Consider the following 26,565-nt stretch of genomic DNA (forward strand, 5'->3'; position numbering starts at 1 on the left):
TCAGACGTCCCATATCTCTGGGCCTCCGCAGATGGATGGATCGGGCGTGTCGAGTTTGGCCGCGTCTTTGTAGGTGTAGTCGATGGCGGACAATACATGGCGGATTGCGGCGAGGCGCGCGCGCTTTTTGTCATCTGTGCGCAGGATTGTCCACGGGGCCGCCGTGCAATGGCTGCGGGTCAGGGTTTCATCAATAGCGGCGCTATAGTCGTCCCAGCGCTTCAGCCCCTCGACATCAATCCAGCTGAGTTTCCATTGTTTCAGCGGATCGCGTTCGCGCGCCAGAAAGCGGCGCAGTTGTTCGCCGCGCCCGACATTGAGCCAGAACTTGAACACCAGGATCCCGTCATCGACCAGCATTTGTTCAAATGGCGTGACCTGGGCAAAAAATCTTTCGCGCTCAGTCGCTTCGCAGAACCCAAAGACATGTTCCACAACGCCACGATTGTACCAGCTGCGGTCGAAAAAGGTGATCTCTCCGGCGCTGGGAAGGTGGTCGATGTAGCGTTGGAAATACCACTGGCTTTGTTCGGCATCGCTGGGTTTGGAGAGGGCGACAACATTGGCGCCGCGCGGGTTCAGATTTTCGCGGAACCGTTTGATGGTGCCGCCCTTGCCAGCAGCGTCGCGCCCTTCAAAGACGATGGCAATGCGGGCGCCGCTGTCACGCGCCCAGGATTGCAGTTTGACCAGTTCGATCTGCAGCGCGGCCATGTCACGGGCGTAGTCTTTGCGCCGCATCTCACGTTTGTAGGGATAGCTGGGCGACAGGATGTCGTCCTTGTCAGCCTGCGCGATGGCCTCGCGAAGATCACGCGGGGCGGTGTTGTGGTAAAAGGCGCTGATCGCCCCGTCAAAAGGTAAGTCCATTAGGGGCCTCCTGCGCTGATAACCTACGGGTATTATGGGTGGAATTTACGCGCTGCGCAATCCGGCGCGGCGGGCGGCGCGGTGAATGGCGCCCATGACATCTTCGCGCGCGATATGATGTGGCATGTGGCCAACACGGGGGATCAGTGTCAGGCTGGAGGTGCCGACCTTGTGCGACAGGGGCAGGGCGTGGATTTCCATTGGCACAATGTCGTCGTCTTCGCCGTGCACGATTTCCGTCGGGGTGGTGATCGAGGAATAGAGCGGCTCCAGTGCCGACAGCTCGCGCGCGAGATTGACCCGATGCATGGCATTCACCCGCAGTGCATTGCGGCGCAGGCTGAGGCGGGCACCAATGTGGCTGAGGTAGCCCAGTGGCGGGCGCTGAGGGGCGAAAATTTCACCCAGCTCCCGCTCGATCAGACTGTCAGGGACAAAGGCCGTCATCAGTGGCGCGGAAAACTGCGACATGACCGGATTAGAATTCAGCCAGTAATATATCGGCATTGCGCTGTCGAAGGGCAGAGCGGGCGCGCTGACGGTGACAAGCGCTGCCAAACGGTTGGGAAAGCGCACGGCCCAAGCGAGCGCAACCGCGCCGCCATAGGAATGGCCAACCACAATAGGCATCGGTGCGCCAAGTGCGCCAGCGGCCTTTTTCAGCACCCTTGCCTGTTCCACAACGGAGTTGTCAGAGGGCAGCACATCACTATAGCCCATGCCAGGGCGATCCATGACCAGCACGCGATAGCTGCTGGACAGGCGATCGGCCAGCGATAGGGTAAAGTCACGCGTATTGCCCGAAAGCCCGTGGATCAGCACCAGATCGGGGCCGCTGTCGCCCTTGATCACCACATGCAGCTTGCGCCCGTCCACCTCAATGAACTGACCTTCAGGCGGATGGTTTTGCACCGCCTCCTTCTCTGCCGTGGTGGCGCGGATATGCACCCAGCCAGTGAGGCCCGCAAGCATCGTCAGAAGGTAGGTCAGCGCATCGGTCACTGGGGTTTGACCCGCCCGTCCGACCCGTCCTTGATGCCGATATCGGCCATGTCAAAGGGTGTGGTCTGATAGATCTGGTTGATCCAGTTGCCGTAAAGCAGATGCGCGTGGCTGCGCCAGCGGTTCTGCGGGTCGTTGGTGGGATCATCGTCCGGGTAGTAGTTCATCGGCACGTTGATCGCACTGCCCGCAGCGACGTCGCGGTCATATTCTTCCTTCAGGGTGCCGCTGTCATATTCAAAGTGGTTGAAAATATAGAGCGCGCGGTGACCTGGATCTTCGACCAGACAGGGGCCAACCTCTTCACTGCCCAGAAGGGTGGTGAGGGCGGGGACCGCATCCACCTCTGCCTGATGGATTTCGGTCCAGCGGCTGACGGGGATCACGCAGTCATCGGAAAAGCCGCGCAGGTAAGGCGAGGCCGGCGCGCGGTTCTGGTGGCGGAAACAGCCGAACGCCTTGTGGTCCAGCATGTATTTTTTCACGCCGTGGAAATAATTGATCATGGCCATGCCACCCCAGCAGACGCCGAAGGTGGACTGTACATGCGTCTGGGTCCAGTCAAAGATCTGCTTCAACTCGCCCCAGTAATCCACATCATCAAACGGCAGGTGTTCAATCGGCGCGCCGGTGATGATCAGCCCGTCAAACTTGTCGCCGGAGGCCAGCACATCTGAGAACGGACGGTAGAAGCTGGCCATGTGTTCGGCAGCCGTGTTGCGGGTTTTGTGATCGCTCATCCGGATCAGCGTCAATTCAATCTGCAACGGCGTGGCGCCGATCAGACGGGCGAATTGATTTTCCGTCTGGATCTTCTTCGGCATCAGGTTGAGGAGGCCGATTTTCAGCGGTCGAATGTCCTGCCGTGTGGCCCGATCATCCGACATCACCATCACGCCTTCGCGCGATAGCACGTCATAGGCGGGTAGGTCGGCGGGCAGTTTAATCGGCATTTTATCCGGGCTCCTCTTTGGGGATTATTGGGGTCAGTTCACGCAGCGTGCCAAATGGGGCGCGGTGCAAAGGGGGCGTTGGGTAATAAGGCGCGGACCCTATGCGGGGTTTGCACTACGCTCAAGGGCGATCGCGATCAACTTATCGAAATCATCGGCGGTCTTCACCTGAGCCACCTCATCCATATGCAGTGTTATGCCCCAATTGCGCGCCATCGCTTCATACCGGGGCTGACGGTGGGCCAGTGCCTGCGCGTAGGCCCAGCGGATGAATTCATCGGGATCAACCTGTTCTTCGTGCATCTGGAACAGGTTCAGATATTCGTTCCACACCCGATCGAGGAAGGCAGGCTGATAGGACATCGGTTTCGGCGCTTTGTCGAAACGGTGGATCAGCTCATCGGTGTGATCCTCGCTGCCTTTTAGCCAGATCAGCAGGGTGTTGTTGGCCAGCGCTTTCAGGATCGGGTCATTGGCGTCCTCTGGATCGACCCATTCGCAGATCGACCCGCCAGTGTCGCAGATGAAATGCGGATAACCATAAAGCGCCTCTGCCCGTTCGATGAAATAGCCAGTGTCATTCAGTGCTTTCACCTCGGCCTGACGGAACTGTTCCTGACGGCGGGTGTATTCGGCATAGGACAGCCCGCCCTTGTCGGGGGTGCCGGGTTTGCCCAGATAAGCAGCCACGGGGGTGAGGTTTTCAAAGGTGATGTTCGATCCGATATAAATCGAATCCGACATCAGCAGTTCGCGCAGAAACGGCACCTTCATCGCCTCACGCTTGGCGTTATCGGCGATATATTCACCCATGTAGTGCGTGCCGATGCGGTAATCGATTGAGTAGTGGAACCAGTCGCCCTGATCACGCAGCAGGTTTGACAGGTAGGTCTTGCCAAGGCCAGACATACCAAAGAACAAAATCCGTTTATGCGGCGCATCGCGCCAGTCCTGTGCACTACGATAAATCATGACATTCCTTCACTTCCTGATCGTTCCTAGACAGCGGGTGGGAAGGCGTCAACGGTTGTGGCGCTGAACATAGAAAAACCGGGCAATGTCGGCATTGCCCGGTTTGATTCACAACCGTCTGATCGGGATCAGAAGCGGTGGGTCAGCTGCAGGCCAACGGCGTTTGCAGTGTTGTCGGTGAACTCGCCCGAGACGGGGGCGCGGGTGGTCGCATCACCCAGCCAAACGCGGCGCACACCAAGGGTGAGGTTGGTTTTCTCGGTCAGGCTGTAGCGTGCGGCGATGGTCAGCGAGGTGAACCCATCGGTCGGGCCGAGGTTGCCTGTCAGATCATCTGTGCTCTTCTCGTAACCTGCAACGGCGCTGAGGGACAGTTTGTCGTTCAGACGACGGCCCAGACCCAGAGTGTAGGACACGGTGTTGCTGTCATAAGAGGCCAGATTTGCACCCAGAGTTTGCGGGGTGATGTCGAACACGGTCCATTCAACCCAGCGGGCAGACGCCAGCAGCAAGGTGCCCGGCGCGATACCTGTCTGGAAGTCGAAGTTCACTGACTTCGGCTTGCGAATTTCCAGATCGGTGTTGAACACCGTGCCGGTGCCGAACTGTTCTTCGACGTTGAAATCGTGCTTGATCTCAGAGTTGAAAGTCAGGGCAGCGCGCAGTGCGATATCTGGAATTTCGTAGGTTGCACCAACAAGGAAACCATAGTCGGTCTGCGTGTCTGTGTTCAGACGATAGATGCCGCCACGTGTGGGCAGGCCGGTGATTTCACCTTCGGTACGCAGGGCGCGGACACCACCGTGAACGGCAACGTTGTCATTGATGCGGTAGCGCAGAACAGCGGTGATCGCATTTGAGTCAACGGTTGCGGTTGTGCCAGCCAGCGGATAGCCGGTGCCGGTCGGGTAGGACACGTCTGAACCGAAGGGTTGGTCAAACAAAATACCCAGCGAGATTTTGTCATTCAGCTGCTGTTTGTAGCCGATAGCGACCTGAGTGTAATCTTCTGTGATATTGCCGGTTCCAAGAGCGCCACCGCCGACCGAGCCAGAGACGTTGGGGCTGATCGAACCAAAGCGCAGATCGACCACATTGCCCTCTTCGAACATGAATGAGATGCCCTGACCGGTCCGGTCGATACCACCTGCGTGCACGGCGCCAGCCGTGAGAGTCGCTACCGCGACCCCTGCCAAAAACTTGTTCATGCATTCCTCCCCTGCATGGTAGATTTGTCTTATGTGCATAGCCAAGCAGAAATCCGCCTGTCAATGTGACCCTAGCGTAAACTCGGCCCAGAGCGTGCTTCCAGCCCTTGAAGGTTGATTTTTGCTACCGTGACAATTCTGCACGGATGTTGAGGGAATTTGCGGCGAAAATGACCAAAGCGCCGACCAGAACCCAGAGGTCCAGCGCCTCGCCGTAAACGAGAAGGCCCAGTACAGCGATCAACGGAAGGCGCAGGAAATCTACCGGCATCACCACGCTGGCAGGGGCCAGTTTAAGGGCTGTTGTCATGCAGAAATGTGCCACCAATCCCGCCAGCGCAATCAGCGCCAGCCAAGGCAAGTGAGCGGTGGAGGGCAGGGTGATATCCCCATCGTAACCCGCCGTTATCAATCCTAAAAGTGCCTGCATGAGGGTGAGATAGAAGAGGATGCAGGTTATGGTTTCGGTTCGTGTCAAGCGGCGGGTGAACACCGCCGATCCGGCAAACCCGATGGCTGCCAGCGCGGCAGCGATTTGCCCGACGGACAGCGTGTCGGCTGTAGGGCGCGCGACGATCAGGATGCCGATGAACCCCAGCCCCCCTGCGACGGCACGGGGTGTTGTGATCTTCTCTCCCAGCAGCAGTGCCGAAAGCAAAATTGCCCAGAGAGGCGAGGTGAACTCCAGCGCGAAAACTTGTGCAAGCGGGATGATCGGCAAGGCGTAAAACCACAGGTTCTGGCCGGTAAAATGGCACAGGTTGCGCAGAAAGTGCAGGCCGAGGTTGCGGCGGGTGATCTCCCGCAGATGGCCGGTTGCTCCGGCAACGCTTAGCACCACGACCACACCGATTATGCTGCGGTACAACATGATCTCGAACGTATCCAGATCCAGACTGATCGCGCGGCCCGCAATGGCCATGGACGAGAAAGAGACAATCGCGCCGCTCATCCAGAGGGCGGCCTGAAGCGTGCGGTTCAAACCTCGGAAATCTCATATTCACGCGGCAATCCCGCAGTGACCTTTGCCCAGACGCTGGCCGCGCCCCGCGCCTGATGGGCGTCAAATGCGGCACGGTCGGAAAACAGTTCATCCACTTCAAATCGCCCACCGCTGCCTTCGGTGACCTCAAAACGCAGGCAGCCGGGTTCGGCGCGGGTCAGCCGGATATGGTCGGGCAGCGCAGCGCGCACCGCCTCCAGTCGCTCTGGCGGGCAGATCATCGCGCCTGTCAGGTGGATGTGTTTGTGACTCATGACTCACTCCTTCCGCTGCACCATCGCGGGCAGGTGTCTTTGCCGCAAGTGTTTTGTGCGCGACAAAGAAAAACGGCGACCCCGAAAGAGGCCGCCGTTCAGAAAGTTCAGATCGCGGGATCACTCCAGCTCGATGGTGCCCGGCGGTTTCGAGGTGACGTCATAGAAGACGCGATTGACGCCTTTCACCTCGTTGATGATACGGGTCATCGTTTCGCCCAGGAAATCGTGGCTGAACGGATAGTAATCCGCAGTCATACCGTCGACCGAGGTCACAGCGCGCAGGCCCACGGCGTAATCGTAGGTGCGGCCATCCCCCATCACACCCACGGTGCGCATCGGCAGGATGGCGGCAAAGGCTTGCCAGATCTCGTCATACAGACCGTGTTTGCGAATCTGGTCGATGTAAACCGCATCTGCTTCGCGCAGTATGTCCAGCTTGTCGCGGGTGATTTCACCAGGGCAGCGGATCGCCAGACCCGGTCCGGGGAAGGGGTGGCGGCCAATGAAGCTGGCGGGCAGGCCCAGTTCGCGACCCAGTACGCGGACCTCATCCTTGAACAATCCACGCAGCGGTTCGACCAGTTTCAGGCCCATTTTCTCGGGCAGGCCGCCGACGTTGTGGTGCGATTTGATGGTAACCGAGGGGCCGCCGGAGAAGCTGACCGATTCAATCACATCAGGATAGAGTGTGCCTTGGGCAAGGAATTCGGCACCTTCGATCTGGTCGGCGTATTTCTGGAACACGTCGATGAACAGCTTGCCAATGATCTTGCGCTTGGTCTCTGGATCGCTGACACCCTCCAACTCACCAAGGAACAGGTCGCTTTCGTCGGCGTGGATCAGGTTCAGGTTGTAGTTGTCGCGGAACATCGCGACGACTTCCGCCGCCTCATTCTTGCGCAGCAGGCCATGGTCCACAAACACACAGGTCAGCTGATCGCCGATCGCTTCGTGCAGCAGGATGCCGGTGACAGAGCTGTCAACGCCCCCAGACAGGGCGCAGATGACTTTCTTGTCGCCGACCTGTGCGCGGATGTCTTCGATCATTTCCTGACGGTAGGCGCCCATGGTCCAGTCGCCAGAGAAACCCGCCAGTTTGACGAAGTTTTCATAAAGCGTCGCACCTTTGGGGGTGTGGTGCACCTCGGGGTGGAACTGAACCGCATAGAAATGACGTTTGGTATCGGCGGTGATCGCGAAAGGCGCGTTGGGCGAGGTGCCGTAGACCTCAAAGCCGGGTGCGATTTCGCTGACGTGATCGCCGTGGCTCATCCAGACCTGTTCGTCACCCTCCGCGAACCAGCCATCCAGAATGTCCAGCTGACTTTGCGGGGTGACAAAGGCACGACCAAATTCGGCGGTGCCGTGGCCGCTTTCGACCTTGCCGCCCAGCTGGTGCATCATCACCTGCTGACCATAGCAGATGCCAAGGATCGGCACGCCGAGATCAAAGATTCCTTCCGGTGCGCGCGGACTGCCCTCGCGGGTGACGCTGTCCGGCCCTCCGGAGAAGATCACAGCCTTGGGCGCCATGTCGCGCACAAAGTCGATGGTGACCTTCTGATAGGGGTGGATTTCGCAATAGACGTTCAACTCGCGCAGGCGACGCGCAATCAGCTGCGTGACCTGGCTGCCAAAGTCGATGATAAGAAGGCGGTCGTGTGATGTCTGGGTCATGTTTGCCTAGTAGGCAAGCCAGCCCCGTTTCGCAAGAGCCTGTTGCGGCAAAGGTGCGGAAAAACCGACGCGGGATGACGGTTGGGCGCAGGGTGGCTCGGGCTTTGCTGAGCGCGTATTGCGCGCCCTTTATATGTTTGCGGCGTGTCGATACGGTGAATGCGGCGGGGTGCGTCCAAAAGCGACGCTTCTTATGCCGCAATGCGGCGTCTGACGCTGGGGCAAATGCTGGCTTGCCATAAATACGGATGGTTTATGTCGCTTTTGGGTTTCAGGTGACGTTCCCGACAAGAAATCATACCAGCCCCCACGTTAGGCTGAACGGGAAACAGTTATTCAGAACTTGAGGGGGGCAAAATGTCCGAAGCAGGATCGCGCAGACGCGCAAGAGGTGGCGGCGGTGCAGCACGCCGTGCAGAGCGTAGCGCAGTATCGTTTGAAACCGCCAAGTATATCGAGCGGAATATCCCTAACTTCGAGGTTCTGACCGAAGAGGCGCTGGAGATCATCGAAGCAAACGCGGAAACCATCCTCGAAGAGGTTGGTGTCAACTTCGTGAATAACCCTGTTGCGCTGGACCGCTGGCGCGACGCGGGTGCTGACGTTGACGGCGAACGTGTGCGGATCCCGCGTGGGCTGGCCCGCCAGCTGTGTTCGACCGCCCCCAAGCAGTTCACCCAGCACGCCCGTAACCCCCAGCGTAACGTTGTCATTGGTGGCAAGAACCTTGTTCTGGCGCCGATCTATGGCCCGCCCTTTGTGCATGACGCCAAAAAGGGCCGTCGCTACGCTACGATGGAAGATTTCCGTAACTTCGTGAAGCTGGGCTACATGTCCAAATGGCTGCACCACTCGGGCGGGACCGTTTGTGAACCCACCGACATCGCGGTGAACAAGCGTCACCTCGACATGCTGCAGGCCCACATGACCCTGTCGGACAAGCCGTTCATGGGCTCGGTCACCGAACCCAGCCGTGCGCAAGACAGCGTTGAAATGTGCGAGATCCTGTTCGGCAAAGATTTCGTGCAGGAAAACACCGTGATGACCTCGCTCATCAACATCAACTCGCCGATGACTTTCGACGATGTGATGATGGGCGCGCTGGAAGTCTACGCACAGAACAATCAGGCCTGTATCATCTCGCCCTTCATCGTGGGCGGTGCCATGGCGCCGGTATCGGTTGCTGGTACGCTGACGCAGGTTCTGGCCGAAACACTGGCCGGTATCGCCTACAGCCAGTTGATCCGTAAGGGTGCGCCGGTGATCATGGGGGCCTTCGTCTCCTCGATCGATATGAACTCGGGCGCACCGACCTTCGGCACCCCTGAGGCCAGCCAAGTGACCTACGGCGTTGGCCAGCTGGCCCGTCGTCTGGGGCTGCCTTACCGTTCGGCTGGATCCTTCTGTGGTTCCAAACTGCCCGATGCGCAGGCGGCCTATGAAACCGCAAACAGCCTGAACATGGGTCTGCTGGCTGGTGTGAACTTCATGTTGCACTCCTGCGGTTGGCTGGAAGGTGGTCTGGCGGCGTCTTATGAAAAATTCGTCATGGACGCGGACCAACTGGGGGCGCTGCACAAGATGGCCGAAGGCGTTGCAATCGACACCAACGCGCAAGCGATGGATGCGATCCGCGAAGTGGGCCCCGGTGGTCACTACCTTGGCTGTGCGCACACGCAGGCAAACTTCAAAACCGCGTTCTGGCGTTCGGAACTGCTGGATTACAAACCGTTTGAAACCTGGGCCGATGAAGGCAGCCGTGACACCATGGCACTGGCCGGTGAACGGGTTGAAAAGATGCTGAACGACTATCAGCAGCCTGCACTTGATCCAGCGATCAACGAAGCGCTGAACAGCTTCGTGGTCAAGAAAAAGGAATCGATGCCTGACGTGATCGGCTAAGACTGACAGTCACATCGATACCAAAACCAAAGGCGCACCTTGCATCAGGGTGCGCCTTTTCCATTGGGGCAAGCCTCTGAAAACGTGGGAGCTGTTAACGCTGTTTTCGGCTGTTTCAGTGTGCCGCCGCGCGAGGGGATTCGCCCGTTTTGACCGGTTTCGGGTGCAATATCATCGCCTTGAAAGGTGTTGCGCATCCAATAGCTGCGCACGGCGCTTTTCCGCCTTGTTCATACTTTAGCAATCAAGATTGAAGCACGCCCCGGCCGTTAACGAATGCCTAACCGCTTCGCTGAAGGGTCTGGGGCGCAGCTGCACGGGGGCAGAGAACCCAAGGGGCAGCACCCATCTAAGGAGGTTAAAGAGAATGCAATTGAACGCGCCATCACCGACTCGTCCGCATGGGGCAGCCGACCCCGAAGCGGGTGACATACCTGATTGGGTGCCGCCGTCCGCGCGTCTTTATCTGGCGCATGTGGAGCACGGCCAGCCAATGCGCCGTCTGGCGCGCCTGTCGGGCTGCCATGCCTCAACCGTGATGCGTCAGATTCGTAAACTGGAATCCCAGCGTGATGATGTGCTGGTCGATTTGGCCCTGCAGCGTCTGGGCACCAAGCACCCGTTCAAAGAGGAGGCCGTCATGCGTCAACCCCAGCTCACCGATGGTGCAGATGCCAAGACAGCCCGCAAGGGGCAGGCGTTTTTTGCAGAGGCGCAGCCGTTGCTCAGCGGTCTGGCGCAGAAAGGGCAGGTGTTGGCGGTGGCCTCTGACATGGAAAAGGCGGTGCTGGTTGATGCAAGCGGTGTGCGCAAATCTGTGGTCGATCGCGCGTTGGCCGAGGCGCTGGCGCTACGGGGGTGGATCGAATGCGCCCAGCCGGGGCGGGTGTCACGTTATACGCTCAGTGCGGAGGGGCGCCGTCAGTTGACGCTCAATGCGGCCACGGGGCCTGCCGGTTTTGCCGAGGCGCAGGCAGGGTTTCGTACGATGGCACAGGGCGCGTCGTCCCGTCCGCAACCGAGGTCGCCCTATCAGGATCTGCGACAGGATCTGCGACAGGGGGAACGGGTGGCGCACGCGGAAACCCCGCTGGCGCTGTTGGCTCGGCGACGGGATAAGTCCGGCCAGTTGTTTCTGGGGCCGCGCATGGTCGCGGCCGGTGAACGATTGCGGGAGGATTTTGAACTGGCCTCTCTGCGGGCCGAGGATGAGGCGCTGTGGAACCCGCTGGCCGGCGGCGACGCCCAGCCGGATGATCAACCCGCAATTGCGGCTGCACGGGTGCGGATCGTTCGCGCGTTAGACGCGCTGGGGCCGGGGTTGGCGGATGTGGCGCTGCGCTGTTGCTGTTATCTGGAGGGTCTGGAAGCTGCTGAACGCCACATGGGATGGTCCGCCCGCTCCGCCAAAATCGTGTTGCGCATCGCTCTGGAGCGTCTGCATCAGCACTACGTGGACGAAGGCGAGGGGGGCGCGCTGATCGGCTAGACGTTGATCAGCCAGCTTACCCTATAAGGCGCGATCGGCATCAATCCGAAGGGACACAAATCCGAAGGGGCAAAGACGATAACGCTCACAAGCTGTTCAATACTGGACGGTCACCTTCGGGAGCGCCCTGAAGGAGCGCGTCCGCCTTTGATCCGTTGCAAGCGACCAGCGCTGTGGCCGCGCAAAAAGAAACCCCGCGACGGCAGGCCAGTCGCGGGGGTCTGAAGTCTGTCAAAGGGGGCAGGGCTTACTCTGCCGCAACCTCTGCGCCTGCTTCCAGATGCTTCAGCAGGTTCTCGGGCGAGCTTTCGCCGTAGGGGTCTTCACCGTGGTTGTCGCTCAGGCCGGGCTCTTCGAACCATGCCTCAACCTGACCGTCGTTGATGATCGCCGCATAGCGCCAGGAGCGCATGCCGAAGCCGAGGTTATCCTTGGCGACCAGCATGCCAGCCTTGCGGGTGAACTCACCGGACCCATCGGGGATCACTTTGACGTTTTTGATGCCCTGACCTTCGGCCCATTTGTTCATCACGAAGCTATCGTTGACCGACATGCAGTAGATCTCTTCGATGCCCAGTTCGTTGAACTTGGCAAAGTTGTCTTCAAAGCCCGGCAACTGATAGGTGGAACAGGTGGGGGTGAAGGCACCCGGCAGCGAGAAAAGGATCACGCGCTTGCCAGAGAAGTAGTCATCGCTGGACATGTCCTGCCAACGGAACGGGTTCGGGCCACCAACGGATTCGTCACGAACACGGGTGCGGAAGGTAACTGCGGGTACTTTTTGGCCTGCTTGCATCGGTCTATCCTCGATTAAGGTCACAACTCTGACGCTTCTTTATAACGATTCCAAACTTGGGGCTAGAGCGCAATTTCGCCGCACTGCAGAAATATGATTTTTATTAAAATATGATTAATAAGTAAGCGTTTGCTGCACTGCAATTGGCCTGATTTCTGCAATGCAAAAGAGGCGGGATTAACCCTCATAGCGTCGCATTTCATCTGTTTATTGAGAGGTATGCACTGGGCGCATAGCTTGCATCTGGGAATGGTGCTTTTCGTATCGCAACGTTATAGTAAGGAAATCAGACAGGTGAATATCAGGATAGCTTCCGTGCGCGATCTCAAGATTCCTCAGCAGCGGCACCCCGAAAAGGCCCACCGGCCCGACAATGCCCAGCCAAAGAAACCCAGTTGGATCCGCGTTAAGGCGCCGGTGTCCGACGGGTATAAAGAAACCCACAAGATCATGCGCGAAAACAAACTGGTCACAGTTTGTGAAGAGGCGGGATGTCCCAACGCAGGTGAATGCTGGTCGCAGGGCCACGCGACCATGATGATCATGGGCGATATCTGTACCCGCGGCTGCACCTTCTGCAACATCGCCACTGGCAAACCCGATGGTTTGGACGCGTTTGAGCCGGGCCGCGTTGCTATGGCGGTGCAGAAACTGGGGCTTAACCACGTTGTGATCACCTCTGTTGACCGGGACGATCTGAAAGATGGCGGTGCGGAACATTTCGCCCAGACCATCCGCGCGGTGCGTCATCGGTCACCGAAAACCACGATTGAAATTCTGACCCCCGACTTTCTAAAAGCCGCTCCTGGCGCCTTGGAAACCGTGGTCGCAGCCAAGCCCGACGTTTTCAACCACAACCTTGAAACCGTTCCGGGCCTCTACCTCGAAGTGCGCCCTGGCGCGCGTTATTTCCACTCGCTGCGCCTGTTGCAGCGGGTGAAGGAACTGGACCCAACGATCTTTACCAAATCCGGCATTATGGTGGGGCTTGGGGAAAAGGCTCCTGAAGTACGGCAAGTGATGGACGACATGCGCGCTGCGGACATCGACTTCCTCACCATCGGCCAGTATCTGCAGCCGACCCCGAAACACCACGCGGTGGACCGTTTCGTGCATCCTGATGAGTTCAAAGCCTATGAGAAAGCCGCCTATGGCAAGGGCTTCCTCATGGTCTCCGCCACTCCGCTGACCCGTTCGTCCTATCACGCAGGCGATGACTTTGCCCAATTGCGCGAGGCGCGGTTGAAAAAACTGGGGCAGGCATAAGGTTGTCATCCTGACAGACCGAAAAACACACCCAAAAGCCGCCCCGGTATCAAGACCCGGTATCAGGAGCGGCTTTTCCTATTTCAGTGCTGTGATGCGGTCGCTTAGACCTCATCTTCCTCAACAAAACGCACCTTGCCAATGAAAGGCAGGTTGCGGTTGCGTTGGGCGTAATCGATGCCGTAGCCGACGACAAATTCATCTGGAATCTCAAAGCCGATCCAGTCGGCCTTTACGTCCGCCTCACGGCGCGACGGTTTGTCCAGCAGCGCAATGGTGCGCAGTTTGCGCGGGCTGCGACCTTTGAGCAGGCGCAGGACATGGGTCAGGGTGAAGCCGGTATCAACGATGTCTTCCACCACCAGCACATCACGGCCTTCAACCTCGCCCCGAATATCTTTCAGGATGCGCACCTCACGGGAACTTTCCATATCGTTACCGTAGGACGACGCTTCAAGGAAATCGACCTCCACCGGCAGGCCCAATTCACGCACGATATCGGCGATAAACACAAAGCTACCACGCAGAAGACCAACAACAATAAGTTTGTCGGTGCTGCCAAATTCAAATTCAATCTCACGCGCAAGGGATTCGATCCGGGCGGCGATTTGCTTGGCTGAGATCATTTCGTCGATAACATAAGGACGCTTGGACATGAGACCCTCTTGCAATTTCGCCGCCACTCTACGAAATGAACCTGTGAGATACCATGTGAAAAGATGGAAAAGACCGCGAAATGCCGACACATTCCGAAACACGCCAGATGCCCTATACGGCCCAGCAGATGTATGACCTTGTGGCGGATGTGGCGACCTATCCCAAGTTCTTGCCATGGTGCGCCGCCGCCCGCATCCGCAAGGTAACGCCGCAAGGCAACGGGACAGATGTGATGGAGGCGGATCTGGTCATTTCCTTCAAGGTGTTTCGTGAACGGTTCGGAAGCCGCGTGGTGCTCTCGCCTGAGGGCAAGCGGATTGACACCGAATATCTGGACGGCCCGTTCAAATATATGAAAAGCTACTGGCATTTCACGGACCGCGAGGACGGGCAGTGCGATGTGTCTTTCTTTGTGGATTTCGAGTTTAAGAATGCCGTTCTGCAGGGCATCATCGGCGTGGTGTTCAATGAGGCAATGCAGCGCATCGTGCGTGCCTTCGAAAGCCGCGCGGCGACGCTCTACGCTTGATCTTGGAACACAGGGCGCGATGCCGCTGACGGATTTCTGGCGCTTCGCGGTCTTTTCCTGCCTAACACGGATGGGATAGCCTGCGGTTGCAGGGGGATCCGGTGATGCGCAGCTTTACCCAAAAACTGGCGGAATTTGCCACGACAACGGCGTTTGAGGACATCAGCGCTGAGGCGCGGTCAATGGTGCAACTGTCGTTGATCGACTGGGCGGCCTGTGCGCGGGCGGGCCTTGGCGATCCGGTTGCGGCGATCTTGCGCGCTCAGGCGATGGAGGAGGGCGGCGCGCCCCAGGCAGGTTTGGTTGGTGGCGGGGCGGTGCCCGCACGGATGGCTGCGTTAGCGAACGGCACCATCGGTCGGGCCGCCGAATTTGACGATCTGTGTCTGGGCACGGGCATTCATCCCTCCGCCAGTGTTGTGCCCGCGGCGTTGGCGGTGGCGCAGAAAACGGGGGCGGATGCCCGATCTTTTCAAACGGCCTGCGCGGTTGGGATGGAGGGGGCAATGCGTATGGGCATGTGGCTGACAGCCTCTGCGTCAGGGGGGGAAACGGCGTACCCTCCGTTTGATCTGACAGGGATTTCGGGGGGTGTCGGCGCTGTGCTGGCCGCGGCGCATCTGTTGCAACTGACCGCCGCTGACACTCAATTCGCGCTGGCTTTGGTTATGGACCGTGCGCGCGGGGCCGCTGTGGAGGCTGGTGCAATGGGGCCAGCCTATGACGCGGGCCTTGCTGCCAGCTATGGGGTTGAGGCCGCAGGATTGGCCGCGCAGGGGGGGCAGTTGCGCAGCCTGCATTGAATGCTGTGCCAACGGCGCCCCCCTCTGCCCCGAATGCTCTGGCCAGTTTGGGTGCGATCTGGATGGTCGCGGGGATCAGTCATCGGTTTCACGCTTGTGATCAAGGGATCCAGCCGGCACTGCTGGCGTTGCAGGACCTGCTGCCACTGCGCGCAGAGGATTTGCGCGTGATCGAGGTCGTTGTGCATCCGCGTCGGGTGCGGGGATGTGCGGATGCTGCGCCGATGACCGGCTCGAGCGCACGCTATTCTATTGCCACGGTCTTAGCGATGGCGATCCTTGGTTATGACACCACGCAACCAGCCCGGTTCAGCGATGCCACCTGCGCCGATCCAGCGGTACAGGCCCTGCGCGCCAAAGTGCGCGTTCGTGTTGACCCCACGACCAGCGAAACGGCGGCCCGCCTCAGGGTGCAAAGCCGCAAGGGCCTGTTTGAGGCGTCCCATGACATGATTGCGCCTCTGGACCTTGCGCAGCGTAAGGCGCAGGTCTTGCGCAAGGCAGGGGCGCTGGTGGGGGACGAGAGAGCTGCCGCGCTTTGGCTGGCAGTTGACGGGCTGCAATCCCCCGATAATTTTGCGGCCCTCCTGACCTAAAGGTTTACGGTTCGACGTCTGCGGGCCATCTGTGCGATTTCGGGCGGCACATGTCCCGCCCCACCCATTTTTCCTGTCTCCTACCTCCCGAAGGATATATCGCGACTATATCCTTTCTAGGTCCGTGCCAGCGGTTCGAGAGGGCGCATTTTAGCACCATCCGGCAAAAGGCCGCGCCGTCCCCGCCGGAACGGCCTATGCGCCTTAGGACCATCGAGAGGGCGGACCATACTTTATCTCAATTGAGGCGATAAAGGCGGATATCTATATTCGTTTGTAGAGAGCACGAGCACACAATCGCATAAGCGACAAACGAGAAAGAGAAACACCATGACCCAGATGACCGTTCTGAACACCGCTGAGATCATCAACAACAGCATCGTTGCACATTACGTTCTGGGTCATCAGCTGCGCGCCGCTGCTATCGACGGCAACCGCAGCCTGCCGGTGCGCGCCTATAAGAACGCCGAGAAATGTGGTCTGGGTAAACTGATCTCCTTCCTGAAAGACAACGCACAGATGACCACCCGCGCCAAAGAAGTTGACGCGCTGCACCTTGACCTGCACGACGCCGCCTGCGGAGTTGCGGCGCTGATCGCCACCGGCAATTTCGACGCGGCGATTGATGAACTGGCCACTGGCTACTACGCCGATGCAGCTGCGGCCCTGACCAAGGCACTGTCGCACTGGAAAGTTGAGATTTCGTAAACGCCACAAACTTTCTCGGCTCTCTCAACCGAAAAGCGCCCCCGGATCGGAGGGCGCTTTTGTTTTGCTCAACGGCGCTGGCGTTAGGGGAATATTCATAAAAGGCGCATAAAATCTGTCGGGCAGGTGCGTTACGGTCCCGTATTAATACTGACAGGTAAAGGAGGAAGGGGCAGTTCAAAGGTCAGCTGTGAAGTCAGCCAACGAAAAAGGCGCCCCGAAACGGGACGCCCTTGGAACTCTCACTGAGCGGTCGCTTAGCCCTGCGCAGCAGGGGCTGCAGGGGCGGGGACAGTTTTGCCGCCGGACAGGGGATCGTCCTGACGCTGAACCGAGCCTTCGAAATGTGCGCCGCTTTCGATGGCGATGGTTTTGTGAATGATGTCGCCTTCGACCCGGGCGGTCGAGGTCAGGCGGACCTTGAGGCCGCGCACGCGGCCCACGATGCGGCCATTGATCACCACGTCGTCTGCGACGATCTCGCCCTTGATGGTGGCGGTTTCGCCGACAGTCAGCAGGTGCGCGCGGATGTCGCCTTCGACGGTGCCTTCGACCTGAATGTCACCGGTGGTTTTCAAGTTGCCGGTGATGTGCAGGTCAGAGGACAGGACCGATGCGGCAGGCTTGGCCTTTGCCGGGGTCGGTTTGAAGTCAGGCTTGGGCGCGGCCGGGATGGCCTCAAGCGCTGCCGATTTCGGAGTTTCGGTGGCCTTGGGGCCGGGTTCGTTGATTTTGCTCTTAGAAAACATCGTTTGCCGCCTTGATATACGTCATGGGGTTTTGGGGTTTGCCACCTACGCGCACCTCGTAGTGGAGATGGGTCCCGGTTGAACGTCCGGTATTCCCCATATCACCGATACGATCCCCGCGCGAGACCCTTTGGCCGACCTTCACGCGAATTTTCGACAAATGAGCGTAGCGGGTTTCGATGCCGAAGGCATGTTGGATTTTAATCAACCGTCCGTAGCCCGAGGACCAGCCGGCATGGATGATGACGCCATCGGCGGTGGAATAAATCGGGGTGCCGCGGGGGCCAGCGAAGTCAGCGCCCTTGTGCAGGCGGCGACCGCCGGTTTTCGGGTCACGACGATAGCCGAAACCACTGGTGAAGCGCACCGTGTCCTTCACCGGTTTGGCAAAGGGTGCCTTGGAGGCGGCGATACGGTAGAGGTTTAGCTGATCCAGCTGACGCAGGATGCGGTTTGCGCGCAGTTCATCCAGTGAGGGTTCTTCGCCCTTGGTGGAAAATGACAGAGGCACCAGCGGGCCGCCCTGACCAGCGTGGTTCGCACGGACCTGACTGATCAGGCTTTTGGTCGACAGGCCAGCGGCGCGGAACATTTTGTCCAGTGGTTTGACGGAAATGGTCATCGCATCTTCAAGCTGGCGGAAGATCTGGTCGTTCTGATCCTCCATCAGTTTGATTTGGAACTGCAGATCTTCGGCATCGCGCAGCGCCTGCTGCGCGTCGGCCAGAATCTGGTCGCGCTCCTGTGCGGTGTTGGCCAGAGCCGCGACCATGAAGTCCAGCGTTTCGTCATGGCCCTGCGGCGCAGCACCGGAGGTGTCGGCATCGGTTATCTGTTGCAGCACCGCCAGACGACCGCGGGCTTGGTCGCGTTCACCCATCGCGTCGCGCAGGTTGGCTTGAATGACTTCAATGCCGGTTTCCAGTTCGGCGCGCGAAATTTCGGAGGCCAGCAGTTTGCTCTGCATGTCAGAGATTTGTTCCAGCGCCAGATTGAACCGTGCCTGTGCGGCGATTGCTTCGGCTTCGCGGGTGTCGCGTTCTGCGGCCAGCTGGTTCAGTCTGTTTTCATAGGAGCGTTGATCGCGTTTGGCCTGTTCGCGGAAGTTGCCAGCGCCAATATTATCCATCAGCAGGATTGCTGTCGCCACAATCGCCCAGGCGACCACTGTGGCGCTGCCAGCGAAGCCGATCAGCTGCGTCATCGGGCGCAGACGAATAAAGCGTGTGTCGCTGTCAGAACGCAGGAAAACCCTACGTTCCGGAAACCAGGTTTCCAGCATAGCATTGATGCGAATAGCGAGACGTGTTCTCACGTAGCCGTCCTTTGTATGTCCCCACTCGTCGATGGTCCGTTTCTATGGCGGATCCACCGGAGTGGTGTTTACCAGCCCCATGAGCCAAGGCAACATTTTTAGCAAATGGTCGCTGGAATAGTGGTTGTTTTCCGCCTAGTTGGCGAAAAATTGCCGATATTCTGCGGGTGTTGCAGACAAGGGGGCAGACAGGGGGGGCAGACAGCGGACAGCGCTGCACAGTCAGGCGCCGCGCTGCTTTTGCGGGGTTTGGTCGGCCAGCGGCCAGTAGAAATCTGGCGGCAGGCCAGCCTCGGCGCGTTTTTCCTCATTGAACGGTGGCTTCAGCGCGCCGTGAAAATAGGTGCGCACCAGGCGGTGGAATTCGTCTTTGGGATCCAGATCGTGCCGACCGCAGAGGAAGTGGAACCATTTTGACCCGTAGGCCACATGGCCCACTTCTTCGGCGTAGATCACTTCTAGGGCTTCGATGGTTGCGCTCTCTTTGGCTTTCTTGAAAATCTCGATCATGCCGGGTGTTACATCGAGGCCGCGGGCCTCCAGCACCATTGGCACCACGGCAAGGCGGCCCATGATGTCATCCACCGTGTCCTCTGCCGCGCGCCACATGCCAGCGTGGGCCGGCATGGCGCCATAGTGGCTGCCCATCGCTTCAAGACAGTCGCATACCATATTGAAATGCTTTGATTCTTCATCTGCGGATTTTACCCAGTCATCGTAAAATCCCAGCGGCATTTTGACATGTCCGAAACGGGCAATGATGTCCCAGTGCAGATCCACCGCGTTCAATTCGATATGCGCCACCGCGTGTAGGATCGCTTTGCGTCCCTCAGGGCTGCCGGGGCGGCGGCGGGGCACGTCGCGGGGATCCAGCAGTTCGGGTTTTTCAGGACGGGCGGGGCGCAAAGGCGGTTCGGCCTGACCCACTGGCAGCGGCGTGCCAGCGCTGCGGGCGGCAAACCAATCGGCTGCATATTGATGCGATAGCGCGGTTTTTTTACGGCCATCGGCGGTGGTTAGAACCTCCACCGCCATCTGGGTTAGGGTTTTCTGTGTCATATGAGGCGCCCCCAAACGTCATGGTTCGGGGGCGCTTTTCTCATAGTGCTTTGACCGCGTCCAGCACCTCTTCGACGTGGCCTTTAACCTTCACTTTACGCCATTCGCGCACAATGGTGCCGTCCCCCGCGATCAGGAAGGTAGAGCGTTCGATGCCCATGAATTTCTTGCCGTACATGGATTTTTCTTTCCAGACGCCGAAATCCTCGCAGACTGTGCTATCCTCGTCAGACAGCAAAGATATGCCGAGGGCCTTCTTCTCGCGGAATTTTGCATGGCTGGTAAGGCTGTCTTTGGATATGCCGAAGACCTGAGCGCCCAGTGCTTCAAACTCGGCTTTGTGCGCAGTGAAATCCTGTGCTTCGGTGGTGCAGCCGGGGGTGTTGTCACGGGGGTAGAAGAACAGAACAACCGGTGCTGGACGCAAGGCTGACAGGGTCACAGAATCGCCGCCGTCCTGCGGCAAAGTGAAATCAGGGGCAGATGTGTGTGTCACAGACGTGTCCTTATGCGAGGAGTTGATTTGAAGTGGTTCGACACACGGTATAGTCCTAAGACGGACAGAATAAAGGGCGCATGGGTAAAATGCCGCTGCGAAAGGTCGATGGTCTATTTAGGGGCTGGCGACGCGGATCATGGTGGCGCGGACTGGTTCCGTCCTGAACAAGAAGAGCAGGAGCGCAGGCGGTGAAACCCGCACAGGATCAAGAGACAGATCAAGAGGCAAATCAAGAGGCTGAGATGTCGGGGGCTGTTGCTTCTGAGGTTTCGGAATTGGCGGGCGGTGAGCCGGCCAACAGCACGGATGCGCCTGCTGACCCGTCTGACGCCGCCGGTGCGTCAGAGCCCGCGCCGCGTCGTCGTCGGGTGTGGCGGATCTGTTTCTGGTCGCTGGGCTGTACCAGTGGTTTTGCCCTGCTATTTGCGGCCCTTGTGTTCTGGCTGATTGGTCGTGAGATGGACGTGCCGGATTGGGTGCATACGCGGCTGGAGGCGCGTCTGTCGCAGATGCTACCTGCGGGTCAGGTGCGGTTTGATGATCTGAAGGTCGAGCTGGGCACGGGTATCCGTCCGCGCGTCACGCTGCATGGGGTGGAAATTGACGATGATCAGGGGCGCCAGATGGTGCTGCTGGATGCGTTGACGGTGCGGTTGGCAACGGATCCGCTGTTTGACGGCCAGCTGCGACTGGGGCGTTTGCAGGTGTCGGGCGCAGAAATGGTGATACGCCGCCTCAGCGATGGGTCGTTTGACATTGCGTTTGGCAATGCCGTGCCCGCCGTCGGCACGGGCGCCAGTCCAGCAGAGATTGTCGCCGAAATAGACAACTGGCTGCAAAGCGATGAATTGCGCCATGTGCAATCGGTTATCGCTGACGGTGTGATCCTGCGCTATGAGGATGCCCGTGTGGGGCGTGCCTGGACTGTGGATGGCGGTCGTGTGGATCTGACCCGTGACGGCGATGATCTGCGCCTGCGCGGTGATCTGTCGGTGCTGGGCGGACATGAATATGTGACCACAATTGAAACCACTTTCGATAGTCGCATTGGGGAAACTGCCGCACGCTTTGGCATGCTGTTTGAGGATATGGCAGGGCCGGACATTGCCTTGCAGTCGGCGGCGGTGGCGTGGTTGGGTGCGGTGCAGGCGCCGATCTCTGGCGCGTTGCGCGGATCGTTGAACGAAGATGGCAGTCTGGGCGCGATCAGCGGCACCTTGCAAACCGCCGGTGGCGCGATTCAGCCCAGCCCACAGGCTAAGCCAGTGCCGTTTCGCTCGGCCCGCAGCTACTTCACCTATGATCCTGCCGGTCAGATCCTGCGGTTCGATGATCTGGCAGTGGACAGCGACTGGATCGCGTTAGAGGCAGACGGTCAGGCGACACTGCGCGGTATGGAGGGTGGTCTGCCGCAAGGGTTTGAGGGGCAGTTCCGCCTCAGCAAACTGTCGGCAGCACCCGAAGACTACTTGGCCGATCCCATCGCGGTGGATCAGGCATTGATGAGTTTCCAGCTGGATCTGGATCCCTTCGCCCTGACATTGGGCGAACTGGCGCTGACGGCCGAAGGTCAAACCATTGTCGCACAGGGCCGCGCAGAAGTAGGGCAGGCTGGTTGGGCGCTGTCACTGTCGGCGCAGGCGCAGACGCTGGATGTGCCGGCGCTGTTGCGGATGTGGCCCGAAACGCTGAAGCCCAAGTCGCGCACTTGGGTGGCGGAAAATATCTATGAGACCACGGTGACCAACGGCCATTTCGCCTTTCGCAAACCAGCGGATGGCGACGCACAGACCTATGCCAGCTTTGAATTTGCCGACACGCGTCTGCGCTACAGCCGCAAACTGCCGGTGGTCGAACAGGCGCATGGGCACGCGGTCCTAGAGGGCAACCGATTCACTGCCGTGGCTGACGGTGGCTATCTGACCCCGCCAAAGGGGGGACAGATTGATGTCACCGGCACCAGTTTTGTGATCCCTGACATTCGCATCAAACCTGCGCCCGCGGAGGTGAGCCTTGCCGCCAGCGGCAAGCTGCGCGCGGCGCTATCGCTGTTGAATCTGCCGCCTTTGTCGGTGCTGGATAAGGCCGGGCGGGATCTGGATCTGGCGTCGGGCGAAGTGGTGGCGCGGGGGGAATTGCGGATGCCCCTGCGTAAGAAGTTGCCGCCAGACTTGCTGCGCTTTCAGGTGGCGGCGGTGCTGTCGGATGTGGCCAGCACCACATTGGTGAAGGATCGCCAGTTGCGCGCCGATCGTCTGGAGCTGCGTGCGGACAATGACCGTATGGTGATCACCGGCCCCGGCACGCTGGAAGGGGTGCCTTTTGATGCGGTTTATGAAAGCAGCCTGAAAAAGGCAGATCGTGGCAAGGCGCAGCTGACCGGTTCGATCGAAATCAGCAATCGCGCGTTAGATGCATTTAACATCGACCTGCCCAAAGGCACGTTGCGCGGCGTTGGGCGTGGTCAGATGGATGTGACCCTGCAAAAGGGCCGCCCGCCTGAATTCCAGCTGACCTCTGATCTGGCAGGTGTCGGCCTGTCGCTGCCGCCGCTTTACTGGTCCCTGCCGCAATCGCGCAACGGATCGCTGACTGTGGCCGGACGGCTGAGCAAACCTGCCCAGATCAACACCCTCAGCCTTGAGGCGGCGGGGTTGCGGGCGCGCGGCGCACTGTCGCTGCGGCCTGATGGCGGGATGAAAGAACTGACCTTGTCCCAGTTGCAGGCAGGGCGCTGGCTGGACGCCAAGGTGACGCTAAAAGGGCGCGGCAAGGGTAAAACGCCGGAGGTGCTGCTGCAGGGGGGCACCGTTGATCTGCGACATGTGCCCAAAGCAGGAGAGCGGGCCACTCAACGGCAGGCCAGTGCATCGGGCGCGGTGACGCCTCTTAGTGGTGGTTTGGATCAGCTGCGCATATCTGACAGTCTGCGGCTGACAAACCTCGCCGGTCAGTTTCTGGCTGGTCGCGGCCTCAACGGGGATTTCACCGCGCAGGTCAACGGGCAGGCACCGGTGAATGGCACTGTTTACAGCGCGGGCAGTCGCAGCGCCTATGAATTGCGCAGCCCCGATGCGGGCGCGGTGTTCAAGGCGGCGGGGCTAATGAAACAGGCCCGCGGCGGTGAAATGATCCTGCGCCTGACAGAGGTCGATACCCCCGGTCACTATGACGGTGAGCTGAACGTCACGGGCACCCGCGTCATTGAGGTGCCGGTGTTGGCCAGCCTGCTGCATGCGGTCAGCGTTGTGGGGCTGGTCGAACAGATGGCGGCGGGCGGCATCCTTTTTTCCAATGTTGAGGCGCGGTTCCGCCTGACACCGGATCGCCTGATCCTCAGCCGTGCATCGGCGGTTGGTGCCTCTATGGGGCTGTCGATTGACGGCTATTACGACCTGAAGGAGCGGCAGATGGATTTTCAGGGCGTGCTGTCACCGGTCTATATGGTGAACGGCATCGGGTCGCTGTTGACGCGCAAGGGGGAGGGGCTGATCGGCTTTAACTATTTGTTGCGCGGCAGGGGGGATGATCCGCGGGTCATTGTCAATCCGCTGTCGCTCTTTACGCCCGGCATGTTCCGGGAGATTTTCCGTCGCCCGCCGCCAAAGGTTGACCAATAGGCCGCGTCGTTTACATAGGCCGCTGCCAGAGCAACCGCGTAAGTGATGTGAACCTATGAAACTCGCTGATTTTGATTTCGACCTGCCCGAGGAATTGATTGCCACCCGTCCGGCCAAACCTCGCTCCTCTGCGCGGATGCTGGTCTGTCAGGGGCAGGCGATCAGTGATCACCACGCGATTGACCTGCCGCAGTTCCTGCGTCCCGGTGACCGGCTGGTGCTGAATGACACCAAGGTGATCCCCGCGCGCCTTTTCGGTCAGCGTCCCCGTATGGGCGAGTTGGGGGAAACGCGGGCCAAAATGGACGTGACGCTTTTGGAACCCCGGGCTGATGGCGCATGGGCGGCACTGCTGAAACCACTGAAGAAAATCCGTGAGGGCGAGGTGATCGAATTTTCGCCAGCTCTTTCTGCGACGCTGGAAGGCAAGGCAGACGGTCAGGCGCATTTGCGGTTCAATTTGACGGGTGATGATTTTGACGCGGCTCTGGCCGAGGCAGGCGCGATGCCGCTGCCGCCATACATCGCGGCCAAACGTCCTGCGGATCAGCAGGACAAAGAGGATTATCAGACCCTATGGGCCAAACACACCGGCGCGGTTGCCGCGCCCACCGCATCGCTCCATTTCGATGAGGCGCTGATGCAGGCCTTGGCTGCGCGTGGCGTTGAGGTGACGCATGTGACGCTGCATGTCGGCGCGGGCACCTTCCTGCCGGTGAAGGTCGAGGATGTCACAACCCACAAAATGCACGCCGAATGGGGGCAAGTGACAGCGGCTGCTGCGGCAGAAATCGCGGCGACCAAAGCGGCGGGCGGTCGGGTGATCCCTGTCGGCACCACCGCCCTGCGCCTGATCGAAAGTGCAGGCCGGTCTGGCGCGATTGAACCGTGGGAAGGGGAGACGGATATTTTCATCTACCCAGGGTTCACGTTCAACGTCACCGATGCGCTGATGACCAATTTTCATTTGCCGAAATCAACGCTGTTGATGTTGGTGTCCGCCCTGATGGGGAAAGATGTGATGGACAGCGTCTATAAACATGCGGTGGCGGATGGTTATCGCTTTTTCTCATATGGCGATGCGTCGCTGCTGATCCCCGAAGGGTGATATTGGGGCGTCATCCGTCGTCTTGCGCTGCGCCGCCTGCGCAGGTGCAGGAGGTTAACAAACCATTGCGCCCATATGTGTGGCAAACACGCCGCAGTGCAGCGCGATTGTGCCGGCGCGCGCCCCAATGACGTGAAAACGACCCGGCCAAAGTCGTTTTCATCAGTTTTTCCGATTTTGCAGTAAGCTAGTCAGCGAATCTGTTTGAAACCCCAGCACATTGCGATGTGCGCAATCGGGATTAACCTGATGATCCAGATCCTTTCCAGCGCCTGGGCGCTGTTCCTTGGCCTTATGCTCTTGATGGTTGGCAACGGCCTTCAGGGGACGCTTTTGGGTGTGCGCGGCGATATCGAGGGGTTTTCGACCCTAGAAATGTCGATGGTGATGTCGGCCTATTTCATTGGCTTCCTTGGTGGATCGCGGATGGCGCCGGAGATGATCCGCCGTGTGGGGCATGTGCGGGTCTTTGCGGCGCTGGCATCGATGATTTCGGCGGTGCTGATCCTTTATCCGGCGCTGGTGCATCCGGCGACTTGGATTTTGGGGCGTGTGGTCATCGGGTTCTGTTTTTCGGGCGTGTATGTGACCACCGAGAGCTGGATCAACAACGCGGCCAGCAATGAAAACCGTGGCAAGGCGCTGTCGCTATACATGATCGTGCAGACCTTCGGCATCGTGGCGGCACAGGGCCTGCTGCTGGTTGCGGATCCGTCGGGGTATGAGCTGTTTATCATCATCTCTGTCCTCGTTTCCGTGTCCTTTGCGCCCATTTTGCTGTCCATCAGTCCAACACCTGCGTTTGGCTCGGCGAAACCCTTGTCAATCAAAGAGTTGCTGAAGGTGTCACCGCTGGGTTGTGTGGGTATGTTCCTGCTGGGCGGTGTGTTCGCAGCACAGTTCGGTATGGCGGCTGTTTACGGCGGCGCAGCGGGATTGACGGTGCCACAAATCTCGATCTTTGTGGCAGCGTTCTATGTGGGCGCGGTGCTGTTGCAATACCCATTGGGCTGGATTTCGGACCGCATGGATCGACGTTTGTTGATCGCGATTGTGGCCGGCCTGGGCGGTGTGGGCGGTGTGATCGGCATCTTCAGCAACAACGCGTTTGAGGTGCTTCTGGTTGCGGCCTTTGTTGTCGGTGGCATGGTGAACCCGCTTTATTCGTTGTTGGTGGCTTATACCAACGACTTCCTCGATCCAGACGATATGGCCGCCGCCTCTGGTGGTTTGGTGTTTATCAACGGGGTGGGTGCGATTCTGGGGCCGCTGATCACGGGTTGGCTGATGGGCGTTGTGGGGCCTGAGGGGTATTTCGTGTTGATCGCGGTGCTGCTGTTTGCCACCGGTGCTTATGCGATTTACCGGATGACCCAGCGCGCAGCGATCCCGACCGAGGACACAACCAGCTATCAACCGGTTATGGCATCGGCCACGCCGGTCGCGGTGGAGTTTGCCCGTGAATACGCCATCGAGAGTGCCAGCGAGGACGACGATACTGTGAGCGCAAACACTTAAAATTAATAC

24 protein-coding genes are annotated in these 26,565 nt (G+C 59.2%); 10 read left to right on the forward strand and 14 right to left on the reverse strand.

Annotated features, from left to right (window positions below):
* From ppk2 to guaA, 8 genes are all read right to left on the reverse strand, one after another.
* Window positions 1–870 carry a polyphosphate kinase 2 gene (ppk2, locus tag MHM86_RS01030; protein WP_239194904.1) on the reverse strand — a complete coding sequence of 290 codons (870 nt, stop codon included), beginning with the start codon at window positions 868–870 and terminating at the stop codon, window positions 1–3.
* A gap of 45 nt (window positions 871–915) precedes the next feature.
* Window positions 916–1,872 carry an alpha/beta fold hydrolase gene (locus MHM86_RS01035; protein ID WP_239194906.1) on the reverse strand — a complete coding sequence of 319 codons (957 nt, stop codon included), beginning with the start codon at window positions 1,870–1,872 and terminating at the stop codon, window positions 916–918.
* Window positions 1,869–2,825: a homoserine O-succinyltransferase gene (gene metA / locus MHM86_RS01040; RefSeq protein WP_239194908.1), complete on the reverse strand. Its 957-nt coding sequence runs from the start codon at window positions 2,823–2,825 to the stop codon at window positions 1,869–1,871. Before metA ends, MHM86_RS01035 begins: the two co-directional genes overlap by 4 nt.
* 99 nt (window positions 2,826–2,924) lie before the next feature.
* The gene (locus tag MHM86_RS01045) at window positions 2,925–3,797 is read right to left on the reverse strand and encodes an ATPase (protein ID WP_239194911.1); all 873 of its coding nucleotides are present in this window, start codon (window positions 3,795–3,797) and stop codon (window positions 2,925–2,927) included.
* A 128-nt stretch (window positions 3,798–3,925) separates the two neighbouring features.
* A complete protein-coding gene (locus MHM86_RS01050) occupies window positions 3,926–5,005 on the reverse strand; it encodes an OmpP1/FadL family transporter (protein ID WP_239194914.1) in 1,080 nt (359 codons plus the stop codon).
* A gap of 124 nt (window positions 5,006–5,129) precedes the next feature.
* Entirely contained in the window at window positions 5,130–5,987 is an 858-nt protein-coding gene (locus MHM86_RS01055; protein WP_239194916.1) for a DMT family transporter, read from the reverse strand.
* Entirely contained in the window at window positions 5,984–6,262 is a 279-nt protein-coding gene (locus tag MHM86_RS01060; protein WP_239194918.1) for a putative quinol monooxygenase, read from the reverse strand. Before MHM86_RS01060 ends, MHM86_RS01055 begins: the two co-directional genes overlap by 4 nt.
* A gap of 120 nt (window positions 6,263–6,382) precedes the next feature.
* Entirely contained in the window at window positions 6,383–7,942 is a 1,560-nt protein-coding gene (gene guaA, locus MHM86_RS01065) for a glutamine-hydrolyzing GMP synthase (RefSeq protein WP_239194920.1), read from the reverse strand.
* A gap of 357 nt (window positions 7,943–8,299) precedes the next feature.
* Here guaA and MHM86_RS01070 point away from each other — a divergent pair, with 357 nt between their 5' ends.
* Both MHM86_RS01070 and MHM86_RS01075 read left to right on the forward strand, forming a co-directional pair.
* Window positions 8,300–9,844 carry a trimethylamine methyltransferase family protein gene (locus MHM86_RS01070; RefSeq protein WP_239194922.1) on the forward strand — a complete coding sequence of 515 codons (1,545 nt, stop codon included), beginning with the start codon at window positions 8,300–8,302 and terminating at the stop codon, window positions 9,842–9,844.
* A 367-nt stretch (window positions 9,845–10,211) separates the two neighbouring features.
* Window positions 10,212–11,333 (forward strand): DUF6456 domain-containing protein, encoded by a 1,122-nt coding sequence (locus MHM86_RS01075; protein WP_239194924.1) that lies wholly within the window; start codon window positions 10,212–10,214, stop codon window positions 11,331–11,333.
* A gap of 247 nt (window positions 11,334–11,580) precedes the next feature.
* Here MHM86_RS01075 and MHM86_RS01080 read toward each other — a convergent pair whose 3' ends face one another.
* The gene (locus MHM86_RS01080) at window positions 11,581–12,129 is read right to left on the reverse strand and encodes a peroxiredoxin (RefSeq protein ID WP_239194926.1); all 549 of its coding nucleotides are present in this window, start codon (window positions 12,127–12,129) and stop codon (window positions 11,581–11,583) included.
* A 315-nt stretch (window positions 12,130–12,444) separates the two neighbouring features.
* Here MHM86_RS01080 and lipA point away from each other — a divergent pair, with 315 nt between their 5' ends.
* A complete protein-coding gene (lipA, locus tag MHM86_RS01085) occupies window positions 12,445–13,395 on the forward strand; it encodes a lipoyl synthase (RefSeq protein WP_239194928.1) in 951 nt (316 codons plus the stop codon).
* 104 nt (window positions 13,396–13,499) lie between these two features.
* Here lipA and hpt read toward each other — a convergent pair whose 3' ends face one another.
* Window positions 13,500–14,051: a hypoxanthine phosphoribosyltransferase gene (hpt, locus tag MHM86_RS01090; protein WP_239194930.1), complete on the reverse strand. Its 552-nt coding sequence runs from the start codon at window positions 14,049–14,051 to the stop codon at window positions 13,500–13,502.
* An 80-nt stretch (window positions 14,052–14,131) separates the two neighbouring features.
* On the opposite strand from hpt, the gene MHM86_RS01095 reads away from it, so the two are divergent.
* The 4 genes from MHM86_RS01095 (at window position 14,132) to MHM86_RS01110 (ending at window position 16,688) form a co-directional block, all read left to right on the forward strand.
* On the forward strand, window positions 14,132–14,581 hold the full coding sequence (locus tag MHM86_RS01095) for a type II toxin-antitoxin system RatA family toxin (RefSeq protein WP_239194933.1): 450 nt from the start codon (window positions 14,132–14,134) through the stop codon (window positions 14,579–14,581).
* A gap of 104 nt (window positions 14,582–14,685) precedes the next feature.
* Window positions 14,686–15,384 (forward strand): MmgE/PrpD family protein, encoded by a 699-nt coding sequence (locus tag MHM86_RS01100; RefSeq protein ID WP_239194936.1) that lies wholly within the window; start codon window positions 14,686–14,688, stop codon window positions 15,382–15,384.
* Window positions 15,385–15,389: 5 nt separating this feature from the next.
* Window positions 15,390–15,980 (forward strand): hypothetical protein, encoded by a 591-nt coding sequence (locus tag MHM86_RS01105; RefSeq protein ID WP_239194939.1) that lies wholly within the window; start codon window positions 15,390–15,392, stop codon window positions 15,978–15,980.
* 330 nt (window positions 15,981–16,310) lie between these two features.
* Window positions 16,311–16,688, forward strand: coding sequence for a hypothetical protein (locus MHM86_RS01110; protein ID WP_239194942.1), 378 nt, complete (start codon window positions 16,311–16,313; stop codon window positions 16,686–16,688).
* A gap of 257 nt (window positions 16,689–16,945) precedes the next feature.
* On the opposite strand, the gene MHM86_RS01115 is transcribed toward MHM86_RS01110, so the two are convergent.
* From MHM86_RS01115 to bcp, 4 genes are all read right to left on the reverse strand, one after another.
* On the reverse strand, window positions 16,946–17,437 hold the full coding sequence (locus tag MHM86_RS01115; RefSeq protein WP_239194945.1) for a polymer-forming cytoskeletal protein: 492 nt from the start codon (window positions 17,435–17,437) through the stop codon (window positions 16,946–16,948).
* Window positions 17,427–18,752 carry a M23 family metallopeptidase gene (locus MHM86_RS01120; protein ID WP_239194948.1) on the reverse strand — a complete coding sequence of 442 codons (1,326 nt, stop codon included), beginning with the start codon at window positions 18,750–18,752 and terminating at the stop codon, window positions 17,427–17,429. Before MHM86_RS01120 ends, MHM86_RS01115 begins: the two co-directional genes overlap by 11 nt.
* 222 nt (window positions 18,753–18,974) lie before the next feature.
* Window positions 18,975–19,811: a ferritin-like domain-containing protein gene (locus MHM86_RS01125; RefSeq protein ID WP_239194951.1), complete on the reverse strand. Its 837-nt coding sequence runs from the start codon at window positions 19,809–19,811 to the stop codon at window positions 18,975–18,977.
* 40 nt (window positions 19,812–19,851) lie between these two features.
* Window positions 19,852–20,307, reverse strand: coding sequence for a thioredoxin-dependent thiol peroxidase (bcp, locus tag MHM86_RS01130; protein ID WP_239194953.1), 456 nt, complete (start codon window positions 20,305–20,307; stop codon window positions 19,852–19,854).
* A gap of 191 nt (window positions 20,308–20,498) precedes the next feature.
* Here bcp and MHM86_RS17120 point away from each other — a divergent pair, with 191 nt between their 5' ends.
* The 3 genes from MHM86_RS17120 to MHM86_RS01145 all read left to right on the forward strand — a co-directional run bounded on the left by MHM86_RS17120 (window position 20,499) and on the right by MHM86_RS01145 (window position 26,556).
* Window positions 20,499–23,930, forward strand: a complete 3,432-nt coding sequence (locus MHM86_RS17120; protein ID WP_239194955.1) for a DUF3971 domain-containing protein — start codon at window positions 20,499–20,501, stop codon at window positions 23,928–23,930.
* Between the two features lie 55 nt (window positions 23,931–23,985).
* Window positions 23,986–25,038, forward strand: a complete 1,053-nt coding sequence (queA, locus tag MHM86_RS01140; protein WP_239194957.1) for a tRNA preQ1(34) S-adenosylmethionine ribosyltransferase-isomerase QueA — start codon at window positions 23,986–23,988, stop codon at window positions 25,036–25,038.
* A 249-nt stretch (window positions 25,039–25,287) separates the two neighbouring features.
* Window positions 25,288–26,556, forward strand: coding sequence for an MFS transporter (locus MHM86_RS01145; protein ID WP_239194959.1), 1,269 nt, complete (start codon window positions 25,288–25,290; stop codon window positions 26,554–26,556).
* Window positions 26,557–26,565: the final 9 nt, after the last annotated feature.

It is taken from the genome of Thalassobius sp. Cn5-15 (assembly GCF_022347685.1).
Lineage (GTDB): Bacteria > Pseudomonadota > Alphaproteobacteria > Rhodobacterales > Rhodobacteraceae > Thalassobius.